This window comes from Comamonas sp. GCA5 (genome assembly GCF_036541385.1).
GTDB classification, from domain to species: Bacteria; Pseudomonadota; Gammaproteobacteria; order Burkholderiales; family Burkholderiaceae_C; genus Comamonas; species Comamonas aquatica.
Map to the genome: position 1 here is coordinate 1 of NZ_JAZHFR010000014.1, position 20,993 is coordinate 20,993.

Below are 20,993 nucleotides of genomic sequence, written 5' to 3' on the forward strand. Positions count from 1 at the left end.
CAGCCGGCTCGGGCACCGGCACGCCGGGCAGGTCCAGGCTGTCGCCGGCCTCCGCCTCCTGCGCCAGGCTGCGGCGCTCGGCGCGACTGGTGACGCCGTCGCCCAGCTCCGACAGGGCATCGAAGTACAGAAAGCGCGAGCAGGCGTTGACGAAGGCCTTGGGCGTCTGGCTGGCGCCAAAGCCATAGACGGCCGCCCCCTTGGCACGCAGGTGCATGACCAGCGGGGTGAAGTCGGCGTCGGAGGAGACGATGCCGAAGGCATCGGGTTTTTCGGTGTACAGCAGCTCCATGGCGTCCACGGTCATGGCCATGTCGGTGGCGTTCTTGCCCTTGGAATAGTCGAACTGCTGCATGGGCCGCAGGGCGTACTCCAGCAGCTTGGACTGCCAGCCGTGCAGGCCGGGTTTGGTCCAGTTGCCATAGGCGCGGCGGGTGTTGATGACGCCGAAGGTGGACAGCTCGGTCAGGATTTCATCGATCATCTCCGACGGGGCGTTGTCGGCATCGATCAAGAGGGCGATTCGCGGCTGGACATCGGTGGGCATGCAGGCACTCCTTGGACTGCTGCACAGCCTACCCGAGCCACCGCGGCTTGCCAACACAAAAAAGGAGCTGCTTGCGCAGCTCCTTGCTGGTTTTCAGCATGCTTTGCGCCTGAATTCCTTGCAAATCCAGCGCAGGCCGCTTCTCTTTTTTCAGTCCAGCAGCTTCCAGGGCAGGGCTTCGCCGAAGCGCAGCGGCTTGAGCTGGGCACCTTCGCCGTACTCGAAGCTGGCGGGCGGGGTCCAGCTTTCCTTGACCAGGGTGATGGTGTCGGTGTTGCGCGGCAGGCCGTAGAAGTCCGCGCCATGGAAGGAGGCAAAGGCTTCCAGCTTGTCCAGGGCGCCCGCGTTGTCAAACACCTCGGCGTACATCTCGATCGCCGCGTGGGCGCTGTAGCAGCCGGCGCAGCCCGTGGCCGCTTCCTTCAGGTGGGCGGCATGGGGCGCGCTGTCGGTGCCCAGGAAGAACTTCTTGCTGCCGCTGGTGGCGGCCTGCACCAGGGCCAGGCGGTGGGTTTCGCGCTTGAGCACCGGCAGGCAGTAGAAGTGCGGGCGCACGCCGCCCAGGAAGATGGCGTTGCGGTTGAACAGCAGGTGCTGGGGCGTGATGGTGGCGCCCAGGAAGTCGTCGGCAGCGGCCACGTACTCGGCCGCTTCCTTGGTCGTCACGTGCTCCATGACGATCTTGAGCTCGGGGAAATCCTGGCGCAGGGGCCGGAGCTGCTGCTCGATGAACACCGCCTCGCGGTCGAACAGGTCGATGCTGGGGTCGGTCACTTCGCCGTGCACCAGCAGCACCAGGCCCTCGCGCTGCATGGCTTCCAGCGTGGGGTAGATCTTGCGCAGGTCGGTCACGCCATGGTCGGAATTGGTCGTGGCACCTGCGGGGTACAGCTTGCAGGCCACCACGCCGGCCGCCTTGGCGCGCACGATCTCCTCGGGGCCCAGATTGTCCGTCAGGTACAGCGTCATCAGCGGCTGAAACTGGTTGCCGGCGGGCACGGCCGACAGAATGCGCGCGCGGTAGGCCAGCGCCATCTCGGCCGTGGTCACGGGCGGCTTCAGGTTCGGCATGATGATGGCGCGGCCCATCTGGCGGGCGCTGTGCGGCACCACGCAGCGCATGGCATCGCCATCGCGCACGTGCAGGTGCCAATCATCGGGACGGGTCAGGGTGAGGGTCGTGGGGGCAGTCATGGCCGTATTGTCCCATTGACTGCGGTCCTGCAGAAATCCTGCGCATGTGCATAATGAGAAGTACTCTCATTTAAAAACACAACACAATGACCAACGAAGTGACCTCTGCCCCTGCTTTTGAACGCGTGCGCCACCCCTTCAAGGCCCGCCACCTGCAACTGCTGTCGCGCGAGCAGATCAGCCCCGGCTTTCTGCGCCTGACCCTGGTGGGCGAGCTGCGCGACTTCGCCAGCGCGGGGTTTGACGACCACTTCAAGCTCATCCTGCCGCAGCCGGGCCTGGACAAACCCCTGCTGCCCCAGCTGGTGGACGGCAAGCCCATGGTCGACGGCCCCCGCCCCACCATGCGCGACTACACGCCGATGCGCTGGACCACCAACACCCTGACCGTGGACTTTGCCCTGCACGACCACGGCCCTGCCACCGAATGGGCACGCACCGCCGCCATGGGTTCGTGGGTGGGCGCGGCCGGCCCGCGTGGCTCGCTGGTGATCCGCAAGGACTTTGACTGGTACTGGATGCTGGCCGATGCCAGCGGCCTGCCGGCCGTCGAGCGCGCCCTGGCCGAGCTGCCCGCCAGCGCCCAGGTGACGGTGCGCCTGGCCGTGCCCGAGGCCGACCGCCGCGCCCTGCCCTCGCAGGCCCAGGTCGACCTGCAATGGGTCGATGCGCTGACCGACGCGGCCGAGGCACTGGCACTGCCCGAGGGCAGCGGCTTTGTCTGGGCCGCCGGCGAACACAGCGACATGGCCGCCCTGCGCAAGATCGCACTGGCCAAGGGTGCCGCGCCCAAGCGCATGCGCATCGCCGCCTACTGGAAGCACGGCGAAGCCGCGCACCACGCCGAACTGGCCGACCAAGACTGATGCAGCAACCATAGCACCCAGCGCAGTCTGCATAAGCACTGCAGGCCTTTGAGGTCATGAAAAAGCCGCTGGTGACAGCGGCTTTTGGGGTGCCTGGGGCCTGCGCTCAGTGCTGCAGGATCTTGCCCAGAAAGTCCTTGGTACGCGGCTGGCGCGCATCGGGGTTGCCAAAGAAATCTTCCTTGGTGCAGTCCTCCAAAATCTTGCCGCCCACGTCCATGAAGATCACGCGGCTGGCCACCTTCTTGGCAAAGCCCATTTCGTGCGTCACACACATCATGGTCATGCCTTCGTTGGCCAGGCTCACCATCACGTCCAGCACTTCGCCCACCATTTCGGGGTCCAGTGCCGATGTGGGCTCGTCAAACAGCATCACGTTCGGGTCCATGGACAGCGCACGGGCAATCGCCACGCGCTGTTGCTGGCCACCCGACAGCTGGCCGGGCACCTTGTCCTTGTGCGCCATCAGGCCCACGCGGTCCAGCATCTTCAGGCCGCGCACCTTGGCTTCGTCGGGGCTGCGGCCCAGCACCTTGATCTGTGCGATCGTCAGGTTCTCGGTCACCGTCAGGTGGGGAAACAGCTCAAAGTGCTGGAACACCATGCCCACGGTGGAACGCAGCTTGGGCAAGTTGGTGTGCTTGGTGTCGTGCACGGCCGTGCCATTCACCCAAATCTCACCCTTTTGGATGGGCTCCAGCGCGTTAATGGTCTTGATCAGCGTGGACTTGCCAGAGCCCGAAGGGCCGCACACCACCACCACTTCACCCTTTTTAATGCGGGTGGAGCAGTCGTTGAGCACCTGGAAGCTGCCATACCACTTGGAGACGTTCTTGAGTTCGATCATGAATAAATCCTCAATCTTTCAGACCGTGCGCATCAACGAATGATGGCGATCTTTTTGTGCAGCCGCTTGACCATATACGACAGGGCAAAGCAGATCACAAAGTAAATAACAGCCGCCGCCAAATACGCTTCCATGGGGCGACCAAAGTTCTTGCCCGCCACTTCAAAGCCCTTGAGCATGTCGTAAGCGCCAATCGCATACACCAGCGAGGTGTCTTGGAACAAGATGATGGTTTGCGTCAGCAGCACAGGCAGCATGTTGCGGAACGCCTGTGGCAAGATGATCAGGCGCATGTTCTGGCCGTAAGTCATGCCCATAGCCTGCCCTGCAAACACCTGTCCCCGTGGAATCGACTGGATACCCGCGCGCATGATTTCCGAGAAATAGGCGGCCTCAAACGCGATGAAGGTGATGATGGCCGACATTTCGGCGCCAATCGGTTTGCCAATGACCAGCGGCACCAGCAAGAAGAACCACAAGATCACCATCACCAACGGAATGGAGCGCATGCCATTGACATAGATGGTGGCAGGCAGATCCAGCCACTTCTTGCCCGACAGCCGCATCAACGCCAGCACCGTGCCGAAGAAGATGCCGCCCAGGGTGGCGATGACGGTCAGCATCAGGCTGAAACCCAGGCCCTTGATCACAAAGTTGGAGATCAGGTCCCAGTTGTAAAACGACCAGTCCAAAGAGAAATTCATGGTTTAGTGCCCTCCCGCCGCACCGGGCGCCACGAGACCGGGCACACGCACGCGCTTTTCAATGAAGGCCATGATGCGGTTGATGGTGAAGGCCGACACGATGTACAGACCGGTCACCGCCAGATAGACCTCGATGCCGCGACCCGTTTCTTCCTGTGCCTGCATAGCGAACATGGTCAGCTCGGTCACCGACACCGCAAACGCCACCGACGAGTTCTTGAAGATGTTCATCGTCTCGCTGGTCAGCGGCGGAATGATGATGCGGAAGGCATTCGGCAGCAGCACGTAGCGGTAGGTCTGCCAGGTGGTGAACCCCATGGCCATGCCCGCATAGCGCTGCCCGCGTGGCAGCGCCTGGATGCCGGAGCGCACCTGCTCGGCAATCCGCGCCGAAGTGAAAAAACCCAAGGCCAACACCACCAGCACAAAGCCCGAGACGGACTTCATCGCCGGGAAGATGGATGGCACCACGTGGTACCAGATAAAAATTTGCACCAGCAACGGGATATTGCGGAAAAACTCCACCCACGCATTGCCGAAACGCACCGTCCAGGGACGGTTTTCCAAGGTACGCAAGGTACCGATCACCACACCCACCACCAAAGCCAGCACCAGCGCCAGCAGGGACACGGACACGGTCCAGCCCCAGGCCGACAGCATCCAGTCCAGGTAGGTGATGTCGCCGTCCTTGCCAAAACAGCCTTCGCGCACCGTGCGGTCCAGCGTGTCCTCGCAGAACATTTGCCAATCCCAATTCATAGGATTTCCTTCCAGTTAACCACCTTATGCCCGTCTATGACAGGCCCTCCAACGGAAAACGCCCCGGCCCGCAAGATGCAGGTGGGGCGCATCCCGTCGGCTAAGAATTACTTGTTGTAATCTTCCTTAGGCTTGTTGTTGGGGTTGTTCCACGCATTCTTGGTGGCGTCCGACAGGGGCAGACCCACTGCCACGTTGGCGGGAGGAATAGGCTGGATGAACCACTTGTCCCACAGCTTGGCCAGCGTGCCATCCTTGACCTGGCGGGCGATCGAGTCGTTCACGGCCTTCAGGAAGGCGGGATCGTTCTTGCGCACCATACAGGCGATCGGCTCGGTGGACAGGGGTTCGCCCACGATCTTGAAGTCCTTGGCATTCTTGGACTTGGAGATGTTGCCCGCCAAGATGGAGCCGTCCATCACGAACGCATCGGCGCGGCCAGTTTCCAGCAGCAGGAAGCTGTCAGCGTGGTCCTTGCCCATGATGTTCTTGAACTCGATGCCTTCGGCGCGCTTGTTCTGGCGCAGCAGTTGCACCGAGGTCGTGCCCGTGGTGGTGGCCACGGTCTTGCCGTTCAGGTCCTTGACATCGTTGATGCCGGAGTTGGCCTTCACGGCGATGCGCACCTGCTCCACGTAGGTGGTGTTGGCGAAGTCCACGTCCTTTTGACGGTTCAGGTCATTGGTGGTGGAGCCGCACTCCAGGTCCACGGTGCCGTTCACCACCAGGGGGATACGGTTCTGCGACGTCACGGGCTGGTACTTGGTTTCCAGCTTGGGCAGGCCCAGTTGCTTGCGCAGGTCGGAAGCGATGTTTTCCGCCATCTCGGTGTGAAAGCCCACGTACTTGCCATCGCCCAGGGTGTAACCCAGTGCACCCGAAGATTCGCGCACACCCAGGGTGATGCTGCCCGACGATTTCACCTTGGCCAATGTGTCGTTGGCTTGCGCCATGGCGCTACCAGCAGCCAATGCCATCACAGCCACGGCCAGCAAATGTTTCTTCATTCAGTGCTCCTCAGATTTACTAGAGACAACGCAATCTCATGCAGCCGATAGCTTACGCATGAGGTCATGCACAATGTACATAATCTGCCACAACTTGTCAGCTACGCGACAGACTTTTCCGCCACCCGGCATAGCCAAGCGGAATGACTTCCATCCTAAAAGGTATGCACCAATTTGAAGAAGAAGTTTGATGCGGAGAAACACCTAGAACAGGCAGTTTTCTTGCGTCCAGACCGCGGACCAATGAAAAAAAGCGACGTTCCCGGCCTCGGGAAAGTCGCTTTTTTTCTCGGGAGGCACTGCCGCAAATGCAAGCAATACCTGTGCCAACTCTTAGGGCAAGAACCTCACTGCGCCTTGGCTTTCTCCAGCCCTTCGGCCTGGGATTGCAGGAAGCTCCACAGGGCCTGGACCACGCTCTTGGCGCCGTCCTTGCCGGTGGGCTTTTCCCGGTAGGCCAGCACATCCATGGGCAGCTGGAACTTCTGCGACCCCTCGGGCACGGCACTGACCAGGCGGCCGGACTGCAGCTCGTTGCGCACCGCGCTGTAAGGCAGAAAGGCCACGCCGTGGCCCTCGATGGCCATGGCCTTGAGGCCTTCGGCCATGTCGGTTTCATAGACCCGCTCCAAGTGCACCGGCATCGAGGCCTCCTTGAGCAGCAATTCGGTCAGGCGCCCCAGGTAGGCGCCCGGGCCGTAGGCCAGAAACGGCAAGGGTTCGCTGGCATGGCCCGGCAGCATGAACAGGGGCTTGCCATTGGCATCAGGCTTGGCATACGGCGCCAGCAACTCTTCACCCAGGCGCACCATTTCATAGCGCGCCATGTCCAGCTGGAAAGGCTGGGAGCTGTGGTGGTAGGCGATCAGCAGGTCACAGCCGCCTTCGACCAGGCGCATCACCGCATCGTGGACGTTGAGGGCGATCAGCCGGCTCTTGAAGGAGCCGAACTGCTCCTGCACCTGCGACACCCAGGCCGGAAAGAAGGTGAAGGCCAGGGTGTGCGGCACGGCAAAGCCGACCATGCCTTTGTCGCTGCTGGCATGGGCCCGCAGCATGGAGCGCGTGCTCTGCAGGGACTGCAGCATCTCCAGCGCCTGGTCGTACATGGTCTTGCCCGCCGACGTCAGACGCGTGGGGTAAGAGCTGCGATCCACCAGGTCGGTCCCGGCCCAGGCCTCCAGCGCCTGGATACGGCGCGAGAAAGCTGGCTGTGTGACGTGGCGCAACTGGGCAGAGCGGCTGAAGCTGCGCGTTTCAGCCAGACTGACAAAATCTTCAAGCCATTTGGTTTCCATGCCCCTGATTATCGCCTTGCCGTAGCCTGACACCCTAGGGCCACCCGCATAGCCAAGGGCTGCGAAAGTCTCAATAATGCGTTTCGAGTTCTCGCTGCCATCCGTGCTAGGGCTCAGCGTCCGGCTGTGCGTGCACAACACCGACAGGACCGGAATCGCACTAGCGTTTGCCTTGCTTTTGTTCACGATTCCGCGACATGTCCGAACCTTCCCACAGCCCGGCCCCACAGGCCGAAGGCCCCGAGCAGCCACGTGCCCTGCGCATTGAAGACTGGCTCACCGTCATCATCATGGCCTTGCTGGCCCTGATCACCTTTGCCAACGTCCTGGTGCGTTATTTCACCGACGCCTCGTTTGCCTGGACCGAGGAAATCTCCATCTTCCTGATGATCCTGCTGGCCATGGTGGCCGGCAGTGCCGCCGTCGCCCGCGACCAGCACATCCGCATCGAATTCCTGACCAGCCGCGGCACTGCTGCACGAAAACAGCTGCTAGCCCGCCTGGGGTCTGCGTCAGTAGCTCTGCTTTTTGCTTTGATTGCGGCGCTCAGCGCGCGCGTCGTCTGGGACGACTGGCGCTACGAGGAAACCTCGCCCGGCATCGGTGTGCCGCAGTGGTGGTATTCCGTGTGGCTGCCGATCTGCTCGCTGGCCATCACGGCGCGGGCCATCGGCCTGTTCCGGCGCCAAGGCCGCCTGGCGCAGTTCGAGGCAGTGGCCACCGACGAGCAGGAGTCTGCATGATCGCCACGCTGCTGTTCGTGGCCTTCCTGGCCTTGATGATCCTGGGCGTGCCGATTGGAGCGGCCCTGGGCCTGGCGGGTGCGGCCTGCATTGCGCTGGCCAACCTGGATGTGCAATGGTTCGGCCTGCTGGCCGTGCCGCAGAACTTCTATGCCGGCCTGGGCAAGTACCCGCTGCTGGCCATCCCCATGTTCGTGCTGGTGGGGTCCATCTTCGACCGCTCCGGCGTGGCCGCGCGGCTGGTGAACTTTGCGATCGCCATCGTCGGCCGTGGCCCCGGCATGCTGCCGCTGGTGGCGATTGCCGTGGCCATGTTCCTGGGTGGCATCTCGGGCTCCGGCCCGGCCAATGCCGCCGCCGTGGGCGGGGTGATGATTGCGGCCATGTACCGGGCCGGCTACCCCGGCAGCTTCTCGGCCAGCGTGGTCGGCGCCGCCGCCGCCACGGACATCCTGATCCCGCCCTCTGTGGCGTTCATCATCTACTCGGTGCTGGTGCCCGGCGCCTCGGTGCCAGCGCTGTTTGCGGCCGGCATGATCCCCGGCATCCTGGCCGGCCTGGCCCTGGTCGTGCCCGCTGTGTGGATGGCACGCCGCCACAAGATGGGCCACCTCGAAGCCGATCTGCCGCGCCCCGCGCTGTGGCAAAGCTTCAAGGAGGCCATCTGGGGTCTGGCGGCCCCGGTGCTGATCCTGGGCGGCATGCGCGCCGGCTGGTTCACCCCCACCGAGGCGGCCGTGGTCGCCGTGTTCTACGGCCTGTTCGTGGGCATGTGCATCCACCGCACCATCGGCGTGCGCGACCTGTTCCCCATCCTGCGCGAGGCGGGCGAGCTGTCGGCCGTGATCCTGCTGGTGGTGTCGCTGGCGGGCATCTTCGCCTTCTCGCTGTCCACGCTGGGCGTGATCGATCCGGTGGCCAAGGCCATCGTGCAGTCGGGCCTGGGCGAGTACGGCGTGCTGATGCTGCTGATCCTGCTGCTGATCACCGTGGGCATGTTCCTGGACGGCATCTCCATCTTCCTGATCTTCGTGCCGCTGCTGCTGCCCATCATGCAGCACTACGGCTGGGACCCCGTGTGGTTCGGTGTGATCCTGACGCTGAAGGTGGCCCTGGGCCAGTTCACGCCGCCGTTGGCCGTGAACCTGATGGTGTCCTGTCGCATCGCCGGCGTGCCCATGGAATCCACCGTGCGCTGGGTCATCCCGATGCTGATCGCCATGTTCCTGGTCATGCTGCTGGTGATTGCCTTCCCGCAACTGGCGCTATGGCTGCCGGCCCGACTGGGCTACTGAGCCCCCCGCTTTCCCCCGAGTGCTTGCAAAAACCCAACCCAAGAGGAGACAACCCATGCAACTGCGTACCTTTCTGACGGCCTCGGCCGCTGCCGCCACCCTGCTGACCCTGGGCCTGCCTGCGCACGCCCAGGCGCCCGCCAACTACAAGAGTGAGTACCGCCTGTCCGTGGTGCTGGGCACGGCCTTCCCCTGGGGCAAGGGCGCGGAAATCTGGGCCGACAAGGTGCGCGAGCGCACCCAGGGTCGCATCAACATCAAGCTCTATCCCGGCACCTCGCTGGTCCAGGGCGACCAGACGCGCGAATTCAGCGCCATCCGCCAGGGCGTGATCGACATGGCCGTGGGCTCCACCATCAACTGGTCGCCCCAGGTCAAGGCGCTGAACCTGTTCTCGCTGCCCTTCCTGTTCCCCGACTATGCGGCCGTGGATGCCGTGGTCCAGGGCCAGGTCGGCCAGGAAATCTTCAAGACCATCGACAAGGCCGGCGTACTGCCCCTGGCCTGGGGCGAGAACGGCTACCGCGAGATCTCCAACTCCAAGAAGGCCATCAGCAAGCCCGAAGACCTCAAGGGCATGAAGATCCGCGTGGTCGGCTCGCCGCTGTTCCTGGACACCTTCACCGCCCTGGGTGCCAACCCCACGCAGATGAGCTGGGCCGATGCCCAGCCCGCCATGGCCAGCGGCGCCGTGGACGGCCAGGAAAACCCCGTGTCCGTGTACATGGCCGCCAAGCTGAGCACCGTGGGCCAGAAGTACATGACGCTGTGGGGCTACATGAACGACCCGCTCATCTACGTGGTGAACAAGGACGTGTGGGCCAGCTGGACCCCGACCGACCAGGCCATCGTCAAGCAGGCCGCGCTGGATGCCGCCAAGGAGCAGATCGCCATCTCCCGCAAGGGCATGAGCGAGGCCGACAAGCCCCTGGTCAAGGAGCTGACTGCCCAGGGCGTGACCGTGACCGACCTGAGCCCCGCGCAGCGCAAGGTGTTTGCCGACGCCACCAAGAGCGTCTACACCAAGTGGAAGCCGCAGATCGGCACCAACCTGGTGGACATGGCCGAAAAGGCGATTGCCGCACGCAAGCAGTGATGCATTCCGGGGCCTGACCGGCCCCGCTTGCACGGCGCAGACCCACGCACGGTCTGCGCCGTTTTTTTATGCCCGCCCCGCACGCACCTGTGCCCGCAGGGGCAGCGCAGGCCGGGGCATGCGCCGGCTCACGCCGCCAGCACGGCAGTCAGGGCCAGGGCGGCCGGTACGGTCTGGATGAACAGGATCTTTTTGGATACCGTCATCGCGCCATAGACCCCGGCGACCATGACGCAGGCCAGAAAGAAGACCTGGAAGGTCAACCCTTCGGCGCCCATGCACAGGCCCGTGATCAGCCCCGCGGCCAGGAAGCCGTTGTACAGCCCCTGGTTGGCCGCCAGCACCTTGGTCTGCTGGGCCTGCTCCTGCGTCATGCCGAATGCCCGGCGGCCCTGGGGCTTGGTCCACAGAAACATCTCCAGCACGAGGATGTAGAGGTGCAAGATCGCCACCGCGGCGACGAGGAAACTGGCCAGCCATTGCATGTGTGAGGCTCCCGATGTGGGTAGTGATGGTGGAGGCCCCTGGGCTTTGCCCCGCAGGGGCGCCCATGGGGCAACGGGCGCACGCTGGCGCCGGGGTCCGCCATCTTAGGGGCGCCGCCTGCGCAGCACCAGCCGGGTTGCCACGGAGCATGCGGCCCGCGCACCGCGCAGTCGGGACTGGGGACCGCCGCCACAGAGCCCGGCAAGACCTGAAGGCCGCAGAAAAAGCATAGCTGTCTGCGCAGGATGGACCTGGTCCAGCGGCCTTTTGGATGCCTATCCTCAGGCCGCCTGGATCAGCGGCGCTTCCCCCATCAGCAGTTGCTGCTGGCGCGCCGCTTCATGGCCTTCACCCAGCAGCAGCACATGGCGCAGGCCCTGGATGATGCTGTGCGAAAAGCCCAGGTCGTTCATCAGCGAGCTGACCGTCAGGCTGTCCAGCAGCCCGCCGCGGATGGCCGCGAACAGGTGCTTGCGGAACTGGGCGTCGAAGGCGGTGATGCGCTCGTCCATGGCCTGCAACTGCGCGGCCCATTCGGGCTCGGGCATGTCGGAGACGCTGAGCATGCGCATGTCCCGCAGCGTCTGCAGCATGTGCAGGCGCAGCTCCAGGTAGCTGCTGCGGGCCGGGGCATCGTCGGGCCCTTGCAGATAGCGGTGCATGTTGCGCTGCAGGCGGTGGGCGTCCTTGACGGCTTCCACCAGCTGGAAGGCCGCGACCTGGCTGTTGTGCCAGTAGTCCTGCTGCGCGCCATCCATGGGCAGGACCATGCTGCCCATGAACTCCAGCAAATCGGCGTACACCCCCTTGATGTGGGCCTTGTAGAGCAGGTCGGCATTGATGGCCTGCTGCTGCAGGCGCAGGCGCAGCTCGGGGTCCTCGCGCTCCAGCGGCGCCTGCAGGCTTTGCACCGGTGCGTACAGCGCGTGGGCCACCACTTCCAGCCCCAGGCGGCCCATGTGCTGCAGCTCCTTGGACACCGCGCTGCAGGCACTCTCGACCGACTGCAGCGCGGCAGGCTGCAGGTAGCGGGCGCGCGTGGTCTGCGCCACCTGCTCGGTGTGCGTGGCAATCAGCACCTCGGGCTCCTGCAGGTCCGGCAGCCAGCGCTCCAGCGCCCGCGCCAGCTGGCGCTGCAGGGGCCAGAACACCAGCACCCCCATGACGTTGAACAGGGTGTGGAACATGGCCAGCTGGATCAGCGGGTTGTCGCCCAGACCCACGGCCGCGGCCGTCTGCTGCACCCCCCAGGTCATGGGCGCCAGCAGCAGAAAAGCGATCACCGCCGTGGTGCAGTTGAACACCACGTGCGCCACGGCCAGCCGCTGGCCGGGGCGCGCGCTGCCGATCATGCCCATGACGGCCGTGGACACGGCCGAGCCGACGTTGGAGCCAATCGCGATCGCCAGGGCCTGGGGCAGCTCCAACTGCTGGTTGGCCAGGGCGGCCAGGGTCAGCATCAGGGTTGCGTGGCTGGACTGCAGCACCACCGTGATCAGCGTGCCCACCCCGACGAACAGCAGCGCGCCACGCACGCCTTCGGCGCTGTAGCGGTTCAGCTGCAGATCCCCGAAGCTCGAGAAGCCCTGCTTGATCTCGTCAATCCCCAGGAAGATCAGCGAAATGCCCAGCAGGAAGCGGCCGATGGCCTTACCCTTGTCGCCGGCAAAGCCCAGCAGCACGCCAAACACCAGCAGGGGCATGGCCAGCGGCGCCATGCTCAGGTTCTGCCCGGCCATGGCCAACAGCCAGATGCCGCTGGTGGCCCCCAGATTGGCGCCGAACAGCACGGCAATGCTGCCCGCCAGCGTGATCAGCCCGGCGCTGAGGAAGGCGATCGTCAGCAGCGACACCAGAGTGCTGGACTGCAGCACAAAGGTGGCGGCGGTGCCGAACAGCAGCCCCTTGAACGGCGTGGCCGTGCTTTGCGACAGCCAGCCTTCCAGCTTGCCCCCGGCCAGGCTTTTGAGGCCCTGCTCCAGGTTCTGCATGCCGAACAGGAACAGGGCCAGGCCCGCGCACAGCACCAGCCAGCCGTGGCTGAACCAGAACGACCAGGCCAGCGCCGCAAAAGCCAGGACGATCAGCGAATGTTTGCAATAAGCGGGAGGACTGAGCACATCACACCTTGGGCAGTCGTTTTGGGGTTCCGCCCCGGAAACCGCCGGGCGCCCCGGCAGGCCCGGGCGCCGCACAGGCGGGCGGTGGCGGCCAACTGCGCAGTGTAGGTGGGCGCAGGGGCTTACACCGGCGTCACCAGCGGTTGGCCGGCGAAATGACGGTGCGCATTGTACAGGAACAAATCCACCGTGGCCTGCACCGCCTCGGGCGACCAGCCCGCCACGTGCGGGGTCAGCACCACGTTGTCAAGGTCCAGCAACTCGGCGGGCGGCAGCGGCTCGCTTTCATACACATCCAGGCCGGCACCTGCCAGCGCCCCGGTGCGCAGGGCCTGCGCCAGGGCCGCGGTATCCACCACCGAGCCGCGCGCAATGTTCACCACATAGCCCTGCGGCCCCAGCGCCGCGATCACCGGGGCATCGACCAGGTGCCGGGTTCCGGCGCCGCCCGGGGTGGCCACCAGCAGCACATCGGCCCACTGCGCCAGCGCCAGCACGCTGTCGAAATAGGTGAAGTCCACGCCGTCCTTGGGGCGGCGGTTGTGGTAGCCCACGGGCATGTCGAAGGCCTGCGCGCGCCGCGCAATCTTCTGGCCGATGGTGCCCAGGCCCAGAATGCCCAGGCGCTTGCCGGAGACGTTAGGCGGCAGCGGGATGTCGTTGCGCCACACGCCCTGGCGCGTCAGGCGGTCCAGCCGCACCAGGCCACGCACGGCGGCGATCACCAGCCCGAAGGCGTGGTCGGCCACGCACTGGTCGTTGGTGCCGGCACCGTTGCTCACGGCGATGCCGTGGGCCCGGGCGTAGGCCACATCGATGTTTTCATAGCCGGCCCCCAGGGCCCCCACCCAGCGCAGCTGGGGCATGGCCTGCATCTGCGCCGCGCTCAGGCCGATGGCACCCACGGTCAGCACCGCCTGCACCCGGGGCCCGTGGGCGGCCAGCGCCTCGGCGCAGCGCGCTGCATCCGGGGCATAGAGCACGTCGAAGGACTGGGCAAGTTGGGACAGGTGGGCATCGGACAGAACGTGCAGCACCAACAACAGCGGCTTGGAGGCAGACATGGGCAATCGCAATCAGCAGTCAGGGGAAAACCAGCATTATTGGTGCTCCGCGCTTTGTTGCAGCGCCCACATTTGGGCATAGCGCCCCCCTTGCGCCAGCAAAGCCGCATGCGTGCCGCGCTCGACGATGCGGCCCGCGTCCATCACCAGGATCTCGTGGGCATCGACCACCGTGGACAGACGGTGTGCGATCACCAGCGTGGTCTTGCCCTGGGCGGCACTGGCCAGCTCCTGCTGGATGGCGCGCTCGGTGTGGCTGTCCAGGGCCGAGGTGGCCTCGTCAAAAATCAGGATGGGCGGGTTCTTCAGCAGGGTGCGCGCAATCGCCACGCGCTGCTTTTCGCCGCCCGACAGCTTCAGGCCACGCTCACCCACCTTGGTGGCATAGCCCTGCGGGGTGGACTGGATGAAGTCGTGGATGCGCGCGGCCCGGGCGGCGGCCTCCACCTCGGCCTGCGTGGCGCCGGGGCGGCCATAGGCGATGTTGTAGGCCACCGTGTCGTTGAACAGCACCGTGTCCTGCGGCACGATGCCGATGGCACGGCGCACGCTGTCCTGGGTGACCTGGCGGATGTCCTGGCCGGCGATGGTTATGCGGCCCGCCTGCACGTCATAGAAGCGGTACAGCAGCCGCGCCAGGGTGCTCTTGCCCGCGCCCGAGGCCCCCACCACGGCCACCGTGCGCCCGGCGGGCACGGTGAAGCTCACGCCCTGCAAGATGGGCCGTGCCGGGTCGTAGGCAAACTGCACGTCGTCAAAGCGCAGCTCGGGCTGGCCCTGCAATTGCAGGGGCACCGCGCCCGGCGCATCGGCCACCTCGCGGGCCTGGTCCATCAGCACGAACATGCGCGACAGGTCCGCCAGGCTCTGCTTGATCTCGCGGTACAGCGTGCCCAGGAAGTTCAGCGGGATGTACAGCTGGATCATGAAGGCGTTGACCATGACGAAGTCGCCCAGCGTCATCTCGCCGGCCACCACGCCCTGCGTGGCGCGCCACAGCATGGCCACCAGGGCCGTGGCGATGATGAGCTGCTGCCCGCCGTTGAGCAGACTCAGCGAGCGCTGGCTCTTGAGGCGCACGCGCCGCAGCTCCTGCAGGTTCTCGTCGTAGCGGCGGGCCTCGAAGTCCTCGTTGTTGAAGTATTTGACGGTCTCGTAGTTCAGCAGCGCATCCACGGCCTTGGTGTGCGCGGCCGAGTCCTGCACATTCGCCGCGCGGCGGAACTGGGTGCGCCACTCCGTCAGCTTGACGGTGAAGGTGATGTAGGTGAGCAGTGCCACGGCCGTGATGGCGGCAAAGCCCCAGTCAAAGGTGAACGCCAGAATGCCCAGCACCAGCAGCATTTCGATCAGCGTGGGCAGGATGCTGTAGAGCGAGTACGAGACCAGCGATTCGGTGCTGCGCACGCCGCGCTCGATGTCGCGCGTCATGCCGCCGGTCTGGCGCTCCAGGTGAAAGCGCAGACTCAGGGCATGCAGGTGGCGGAAGGTGGCCAGGGCGATGGAACGCGCCGCGCCCTGCGTGGCCTTGGCGAACACCAGGTCGCGCAGTTCGGTGAACAGCGAGGTGGAAAAGCGCAGCGCGCCGTAGGCCAGCAGCAGGCCCGCCGGCACCACCAGCAGTGCGCTGGCATCGCCGGGGCGCACGCCCAGGGCGTCGACCAGCTGCTTGAGCAGCAGCGGCACGCCCACGTTCGCCAGCTTGGCGCCCACCATGAACAGCAGCGCAGCCAGCACGCGCCATTTGTACTGCCACAGGTAGGGCAGCAAACGGCGCAGGGCGGACCATTCGGCCGCATTAGCCACGTTGGAAGCTGAGGGTTGTGGGGAGGCTGTTTCACCGCTGCGACGCATGGGGGACAATTCCGGGTTGTTTTTGTTCCCGGATTGTCTCCCATGCCCCGTTCCCCAGACTTACCCAGCGTTGCACTGCCCACGGACAAAGAGTTGGTGCTCAAGGTCGTTCCCATGCCCGGGGACTGCAATGCCAACGGGGACATCTTTGGCGGCTGGGTCATGTCCCAGGTCGACCTGGCCGGCTGCGTGCTGGCCATGCGCCTGGCCGGCGGCAACCGCATGGCCACCGTGGCCGTGAAGGAATTCATCTTCAAGCAGCCCGTGCGCGTGGGCGACGTGCTGTCGTTCTACTCCTGCGTCACGCGCGTGGGCCGCACCTCGGTGACGGTGGATGTCGAGGTGTTTGCCGAACGCATGACCCACCAGGGCGAGTACGTGAAGGTGACCGAAGCCGTGCTGACCTACGTGGCCATCGACGCGCACGGCAACTCGCGCCCGCTGGACCTGCCCGCGGCCGACCTCGCGCCCGCCAGCCTGGCACCCCAGGGCTGACGCCCCACCCCGCAAAAAAGCCCGGTACGTGACCGCACCGGGCTTTGTGCATGGGGCTGGCATGGCCCCAGGCGCCGCTCAGGCGACGGCGATCTGCGCGGCCGGCTTGGCGGCCGGTGCGCTGACGGGTGCACGCTCGGTGCGGCTGCCCACGCCCACCTCGACCTCACCGGCCAGTTGGCCACCCTCTTCGACCACCAGCTTGCCGTAGCGGATCTTGCCGCTGACCTTGCCGGTGCTGTGGATCACCAGCTTCTGGCGCACGGTCAGGCTGCCGGTGAACTCGCCATGGATCTCGGCGATGTCGATCTCGGCCGAACCGTGGAAAGCCCCCTGCTGCGCGATGTGGATGACGCGCGAGTCCATGGTCGCCTCCACCGTGCCTTCCACCACCAGCGTGTCGCAGTCCGTGATCTCGACCCCCTTGAGCTTGATGTTGGGGCCCACGGTCAGCTTGCTGCCGCCCTGCTCGGCCACGGGGCTGTCCGTGGTGGCTGCTGGTGCGGTGCTGACCTCGGGGGCCACGGCACGGGGCTGCTGCGGCTCGGCCACCGGGGTGTGGCTATTCAGGCCGTTGCCGGGGGTGCTGTTCAAGCTGCCGACCGTGCCAGGGCGGGTCGCAAAGTTCTGTGTGTCGCGCTTGGTGAAAAAGGGGTTGTTCACGGCCATGCATCCTCCTGATAGAAAGCCATGAGCTTAGAAAGCACCGCGCGCCACACCATCCCTCGTTTCGCAACATGCGTAAGCAAAGACTACGACCGTGGCGTCTGCTTACCGCTGTTGCCTGCGCACACACCCCTGGGCCGCGCTGGCGCGTTCAGGCCTGCGCAGGCCGGCAGCGCAGCGGGGCGTGCTATGAAAAAATTCAGGAGACGATGTAGGCGGCCATGCCCGCCGACAGCAGCGCGCCATCGGCGCCCAAAAACTCCATGCGCGTCGTGCCCACGCGCGAGCCCAGGCGCAGCACCTCGGCCCGCAGCGTGAAGCGTTCGCCGATGCCGGGGCGCAGGTAGTCCACGCGCAGGTCGATGGTGCCGATCTTGGCAAAGCGCTGCATGCGCTGCAGCACCGGCTCGTCCATGTGCTTGGCAGCCAGGGCCACCATCAGCGCGATGCCACCCATGGCATCCAGCCCGGCACTGATCGCACCACCGTGGATGCGGTTGTAGGCAAAGTGCCCCACCAGCTGCGGCCGCATGTCGATGTGCGCCGTGACCTCGGTCGGGGTGATGTGGTCCAGCTTCAGGCCCAGCACCTGGTTGAAGCAGATCAGCTCCTCAGACAGCTGCTTGATGGCGGCGATGAACTCCGGCTCAAACGCCACGGGCGCGGCTTCGGTTTTTTGGCATGCATGGCAACACTTCAAAAAGAAGAGCTGGTTACGCACGATAAAAAAGGATTTCAGATAGAAAACACGCTGAAACCCTTGAAATACGTGCGCAGCAAGCTCATGAAACAGGATTCCCCACGCTCACCCACCGTGCGACCTGTCACGGTGTCTGCGCCGGTTGCGGCACGGCGTGACGGCTCGCGGGCGTTGGGGCCGCTCCCGCGCTAAGCCCCACCGCCCTGCTTGTGCCCACAGCGCTGGCAAGCGCCGGCCCCGGTTGCAGGCCAGGCGTGCGCTTCACACGGCAACACCTGCCGTCTGCGGCCCTGGTAGCACTCCCACGGACCGCCCCACTTCAGCGTGGGCCGACATCGGGCTGGCGTTGAGGGTGAGAGCGCCAACTGCACCGTCCCCAGGTCGGGACCCGCCAGGCCACGGTTTCCACACGGCCTGCCATCCGCGTGTCTCTTGGGGTGAAAACGCTCGCTGGCCGCGCAGTGCGTGCCGCTCATGCGGCACGGCATGCTTCAGCATTGGCTGAAATCGGGCTTGCGCTTTTCCATGAACGCGGTGAAGGCTTCGCGGGCCGCGGGCTCGGTCAGCATGCGGCCAAAGCTCTGGCCTTCCTCGGCCATCTGGGCCTTGATCTCGGCGCGCTGGCCGGCCTTCATCAGGCGCTTGGTCGCCATCAGCGCCGACAGCGGCTTGGCCGCCAGCTTGGCCGCCTGGGCCTGGGCCACACCGTTGACTTCGGTGGGCGGCACCACGCGGTTGACCAGGCCGGCTTCCAGGGCCGCTTCGGCCATGAAGGGCTCGCCCAGGAGCAGCGCCTCGGCCGCACGCTGGTAGCCCATCAGGCGGGGCAGCAACAGGCTGGAGGCGGCTTCGGGGCACAGGCCCAGGTTCACGAAGGGCATGGAGAAGGCCGCGTTGTCACCCGCATAGACCAGGTCGCAGTGCAGCAGCATGGTGGTGCCAATGCCCACGGCGGGGCCGGCCACGGCCGCGATCAGCGGCTTGGGGAAGTCGGCCAGCGCGTGCAGGAACTGGAACACCGGGCTTTGCTCGGGCAGGCCCTGGCCGCCCTGGCGCGCCAGGAAGTCACCGATGTCGTTGCCCGCGCTGAACACGGTGGCGTCACCCTGGAGCACGACCACGCGCACGGCCTCGTCGGTGGCGGCGCTGGTCAGTGCCTCGGCCATGCGGCTGTACATGGCCTGGGTGATGGAGTTCTTCTTGTCCACGCGGTTGAGCGTGATGGTGCGCACACCGGCTTCGGTGTGCACCAGGATGTCGGGGGAGTCGGTCGTGGTCATGAAATTTCCTGCAAAAAACCAAGCAGCACCAGGCCAGGCTGCGCCCCACCCGCGGTCTTGCGGGCCGGTGGCGCAACCGGCGCCTGTCACTCCTTGTAGTAAACGATTTGGTGGCTGGTGGCCAGCAGCACGCCCTCGCTGTCCCACAGCTGGGCGGTCTGGTCGAAGAAGCCGTTGCGAAAGGCCTGGGCGCTGGCCTGCGCCAGCAGGTGCTTGTCGCCCTGGCGTGCCAGTTGTGCGGCATCGGCGTGGAAATAGATGGTCATCCCCACGGTGCCTGCCGGCACCCGGCGCGCACGGCGCAGCCAGACGCGAGGATAGAACACATCGCACAGCGCCGACAGCGCCACGAAGTCCAGCGGACGCGGTGGATCGTCGCGCACCCACAGCTGGGACAGACTTTCATGGCCACTGTCATCCCAGGTCTTGGGGATCGCGCCCTGCACCACGCGCATGTCGTAGCGCTGCAGCCATTCCATGGCGCCGCGCGTGTCGAAGCGTTCGCAACGCATCGGGTCCGGCATGGCGGGGCGCGGCAGGTCGTCCACGCTGAAGGTGTCGCGGCGCACGGCCGTGATCACCGTGGCCGTGGTGCTGACCACGAAGGCCCCCTGCGCATCGCGCTGGCCCATGGACACGGTCCAGTGCTGGGTCGAGCGGTTGGTACGCACGGGCACGGCCTCGATGCGGACATCGCCCGCCTCCACCGGCCCGGCAAAATTCACGGTGATGGACAGCGGGTCGCCCAGCCGTTCGGGGTGCTGCAGCACGGCCTGCAGCATCTGCGCGACGGTGATGCCGCCATACGGCCCCACCATGTTCCAGTACGCAGCCGGTGCCACACCGCGCGCGCTGCCGTCGTGTTCGGGAATCAGTCTGAGGGCCATATCCAGAGGGTGGGCGCCGGGTGTGGCGCCCGGCTCAGGGGCTTGCGGGGTGTTCATAGCATGCGGTCTCCGAGAAAAGCTCACCTTGTCCGGGCTGTGGCGAGCCCGCACCAGGGTCCATCTTAGTGACTGTAGAGCGCCGCTCCGGATATGGCTGACCCCTAGGCGTCATGGCCTGCGCACGGTCGCGCCAGCGCTCTAGCACCGCCAGGGCGCGCGGCCACAGCGCGCCCTCCATCTCGGTACGGAAAAAGCCGAAATGCCCGATGCGCCCGGCCGGCACGTGCACGGCATGCAGGCGCTCCACGCGCGACGGGCAATCGCGGTACCAGCTGACCAGGGAGGTGGTCGAGCGCCAGGACATCATCTCGTCGTCGTCGATCGAAAAGGCATGCAGCGGATAGCGCGCCGCGGCATAGGCCGTGCGCAGCGGTTCGCCCACCACCCCGATGCCATAGTTGGGGTGCAGGCACCACTGGCGCCACTGCCACAGCACACCGGCGGGCAGGTCCCCCACCAGGCCCCAGCGCCGCCCCGGCAGGCAGCCATGCAATGCCGTGAGCAGCGGCGCAATGCCGTACCACCACAGCAAGACCTTGCGCCGCGTGGGCGGTGCGTTGTCACGCCAGTAGCCGCTGCCGCTGGCCACGCACAGCATGCCGTCGATGGGCAGGGGCTGCGCGCTCATGCCCGGCAACTGGGCGCCCACGCTGTGCCCCACCCACAGCACCGGCAGGCCGGGGGCCTGGGCGCGCACATGCTGGGCCACGGCGGCGCAGTCGGCCGTCCAGTCGCGCAAATCGGCGCGGACCTGGCGCAAGGGGCCATGCAGGGACTCGGCATGCCCTCGGTAGTCGAAGGTGGTGACGGCATAGCCATGGGCCGCCAGCCACTGCGCAAACGCAGCGTAAAAACGCTGCGGCACGCCAATCGCGGCCGCGATCACCACCTGGGCACAGACAGCCTGACTGACAGGCTGGCACTGGCGCAGGGCCAACGGCCCTGCGGTGCCCGGCACCTCGAGCGTGCCGGCCTGCCAGCGCACCTCCACACCCGGGTTGGCTGCGCGCGCCTGCGTCATGGGC

General features: G+C 65.7%; 21 protein-coding genes. 5 read left to right on the forward strand and 16 right to left on the reverse strand.

The window, feature by feature from the left end:
• Both SJH88_RS05400 and pyrC read right to left on the reverse strand, forming a co-directional pair.
• Window positions 1–547: NYN domain-containing protein (locus tag SJH88_RS05400; protein WP_274753819.1), on the reverse strand; the 547-nt coding region annotated here is incomplete at its 3' end.
• Between the two features lie 150 nt (window positions 548–697).
• Complete coding sequence (gene pyrC, locus SJH88_RS05405; protein ID WP_274753820.1) at window positions 698–1,741, reverse strand: dihydroorotase; 1,044 nt, start codon at window positions 1,739–1,741, stop codon at window positions 698–700.
• An 86-nt stretch (window positions 1,742–1,827) separates the two neighbouring features.
• Between pyrC and SJH88_RS05410 the strand changes: the two genes are divergently transcribed.
• On the forward strand, window positions 1,828–2,607 hold the full coding sequence (locus SJH88_RS05410) for a siderophore-interacting protein (protein WP_274753821.1): 780 nt from the start codon (window positions 1,828–1,830) through the stop codon (window positions 2,605–2,607).
• A 106-nt stretch (window positions 2,608–2,713) separates the two neighbouring features.
• Here SJH88_RS05410 and SJH88_RS05415 read toward each other — a convergent pair whose 3' ends face one another.
• The 5 genes from SJH88_RS05415 to SJH88_RS05435 form a co-directional block, all read right to left on the reverse strand.
• Complete coding sequence (locus SJH88_RS05415) at window positions 2,714–3,454, reverse strand: amino acid ABC transporter ATP-binding protein (RefSeq protein ID WP_045266185.1); 741 nt, start codon at window positions 3,452–3,454, stop codon at window positions 2,714–2,716.
• 32 nt (window positions 3,455–3,486) lie between these two features.
• Window positions 3,487–4,158 (reverse strand): amino acid ABC transporter permease, encoded by a 672-nt coding sequence (locus SJH88_RS05420; protein WP_045266184.1) that lies wholly within the window; start codon window positions 4,156–4,158, stop codon window positions 3,487–3,489.
• A gap of 3 nt (window positions 4,159–4,161) precedes the next feature.
• Window positions 4,162–4,917, reverse strand: coding sequence for an amino acid ABC transporter permease (locus tag SJH88_RS05425; protein WP_042418090.1), 756 nt, complete (start codon window positions 4,915–4,917; stop codon window positions 4,162–4,164).
• Between the two features lie 107 nt (window positions 4,918–5,024).
• Window positions 5,025–5,924, reverse strand: a complete 900-nt coding sequence (locus tag SJH88_RS05430) for an amino acid ABC transporter substrate-binding protein (RefSeq protein WP_274753822.1) — start codon at window positions 5,922–5,924, stop codon at window positions 5,025–5,027.
• A gap of 347 nt (window positions 5,925–6,271) precedes the next feature.
• Window positions 6,272–7,222, reverse strand: coding sequence for a LysR substrate-binding domain-containing protein (locus SJH88_RS05435; protein WP_081770705.1), 951 nt, complete (start codon window positions 7,220–7,222; stop codon window positions 6,272–6,274).
• Between the two features lie 197 nt (window positions 7,223–7,419).
• On the opposite strand from SJH88_RS05435, the gene SJH88_RS05440 reads away from it, so the two are divergent.
• Genes SJH88_RS05440 through SJH88_RS05450 form a run of 3 tightly spaced genes read left to right on the forward strand, consistent with a single transcriptional unit; the run spans window position 7,420 to window position 10,356 of the window.
• Window positions 7,420–7,965 carry a TRAP transporter small permease gene (locus tag SJH88_RS05440; protein ID WP_043383008.1) on the forward strand — a complete coding sequence of 182 codons (546 nt, stop codon included), beginning with the start codon at window positions 7,420–7,422 and terminating at the stop codon, window positions 7,963–7,965.
• Complete coding sequence (locus SJH88_RS05445; protein ID WP_274753823.1) at window positions 7,962–9,260, forward strand: TRAP transporter large permease; 1,299 nt, start codon at window positions 7,962–7,964, stop codon at window positions 9,258–9,260. The genes SJH88_RS05440 and SJH88_RS05445 overlap by 4 nt, the downstream gene beginning before the upstream one ends.
• 55 nt (window positions 9,261–9,315) lie before the next feature.
• Entirely contained in the window at window positions 9,316–10,356 is a 1,041-nt protein-coding gene (locus SJH88_RS05450) for a DctP family TRAP transporter solute-binding subunit (RefSeq protein WP_274753824.1), read from the forward strand.
• Between the two features lie 128 nt (window positions 10,357–10,484).
• On the opposite strand, the gene SJH88_RS05455 is transcribed toward SJH88_RS05450, so the two are convergent.
• The 4 genes from SJH88_RS05455 to SJH88_RS05470 all read right to left on the reverse strand — a co-directional run bounded on the left by SJH88_RS05455 (window position 10,485) and on the right by SJH88_RS05470 (window position 15,880).
• The gene (locus SJH88_RS05455) at window positions 10,485–10,841 is read right to left on the reverse strand and encodes a DUF1304 domain-containing protein (protein WP_274753825.1); all 357 of its coding nucleotides are present in this window, start codon (window positions 10,839–10,841) and stop codon (window positions 10,485–10,487) included.
• A gap of 282 nt (window positions 10,842–11,123) precedes the next feature.
• Window positions 11,124–12,962 carry a Na/Pi cotransporter family protein gene (locus SJH88_RS05460; protein WP_274753826.1) on the reverse strand — a complete coding sequence of 613 codons (1,839 nt, stop codon included), beginning with the start codon at window positions 12,960–12,962 and terminating at the stop codon, window positions 11,124–11,126.
• A 122-nt stretch (window positions 12,963–13,084) separates the two neighbouring features.
• Window positions 13,085–14,026 carry a 2-hydroxyacid dehydrogenase gene (locus SJH88_RS05465; RefSeq protein WP_274753827.1) on the reverse strand — a complete coding sequence of 314 codons (942 nt, stop codon included), beginning with the start codon at window positions 14,024–14,026 and terminating at the stop codon, window positions 13,085–13,087.
• A gap of 36 nt (window positions 14,027–14,062) precedes the next feature.
• Entirely contained in the window at window positions 14,063–15,880 is a 1,818-nt protein-coding gene (locus tag SJH88_RS05470) for an ABCB family ABC transporter ATP-binding protein/permease (RefSeq protein ID WP_045266178.1), read from the reverse strand.
• Window positions 15,881–15,922: 42 nt separating this feature from the next.
• Between SJH88_RS05470 and SJH88_RS05475 the strand changes: the two genes are divergently transcribed.
• Window positions 15,923–16,375, forward strand: coding sequence for an acyl-CoA thioesterase (locus SJH88_RS05475; RefSeq protein ID WP_274753828.1), 453 nt, complete (start codon window positions 15,923–15,925; stop codon window positions 16,373–16,375).
• 78 nt (window positions 16,376–16,453) lie between these two features.
• Here the strand turns inward: SJH88_RS05475 and SJH88_RS05480 are convergent, their stop codons facing one another.
• The 5 genes from SJH88_RS05480 to SJH88_RS05500 form a co-directional block, all read right to left on the reverse strand.
• Window positions 16,454–17,044, reverse strand: coding sequence for a bactofilin family protein (locus SJH88_RS05480; RefSeq protein WP_274753829.1), 591 nt, complete (start codon window positions 17,042–17,044; stop codon window positions 16,454–16,456).
• Between the two features lie 196 nt (window positions 17,045–17,240).
• Window positions 17,241–17,699, reverse strand: coding sequence for a thioesterase family protein (locus tag SJH88_RS05485; RefSeq protein WP_274753830.1), 459 nt, complete (start codon window positions 17,697–17,699; stop codon window positions 17,241–17,243).
• A gap of 533 nt (window positions 17,700–18,232) precedes the next feature.
• Window positions 18,233–19,021, reverse strand: a complete 789-nt coding sequence (locus SJH88_RS05490) for an enoyl-CoA hydratase (RefSeq protein WP_234686948.1) — start codon at window positions 19,019–19,021, stop codon at window positions 18,233–18,235.
• Between the two features lie 86 nt (window positions 19,022–19,107).
• Window positions 19,108–19,965: an acyl-CoA thioesterase gene (locus tag SJH88_RS05495; protein ID WP_420921719.1), complete on the reverse strand. Its 858-nt coding sequence runs from the start codon at window positions 19,963–19,965 to the stop codon at window positions 19,108–19,110.
• Window positions 19,943–20,989 (reverse strand): alpha/beta hydrolase family protein, encoded by a 1,047-nt coding sequence (locus SJH88_RS05500; RefSeq protein ID WP_274753831.1) that lies wholly within the window; start codon window positions 20,987–20,989, stop codon window positions 19,943–19,945. Before SJH88_RS05500 ends, SJH88_RS05495 begins: the two co-directional genes overlap by 23 nt.
• Between the last annotated feature and the right edge of the window lie 4 nt (window positions 20,990–20,993).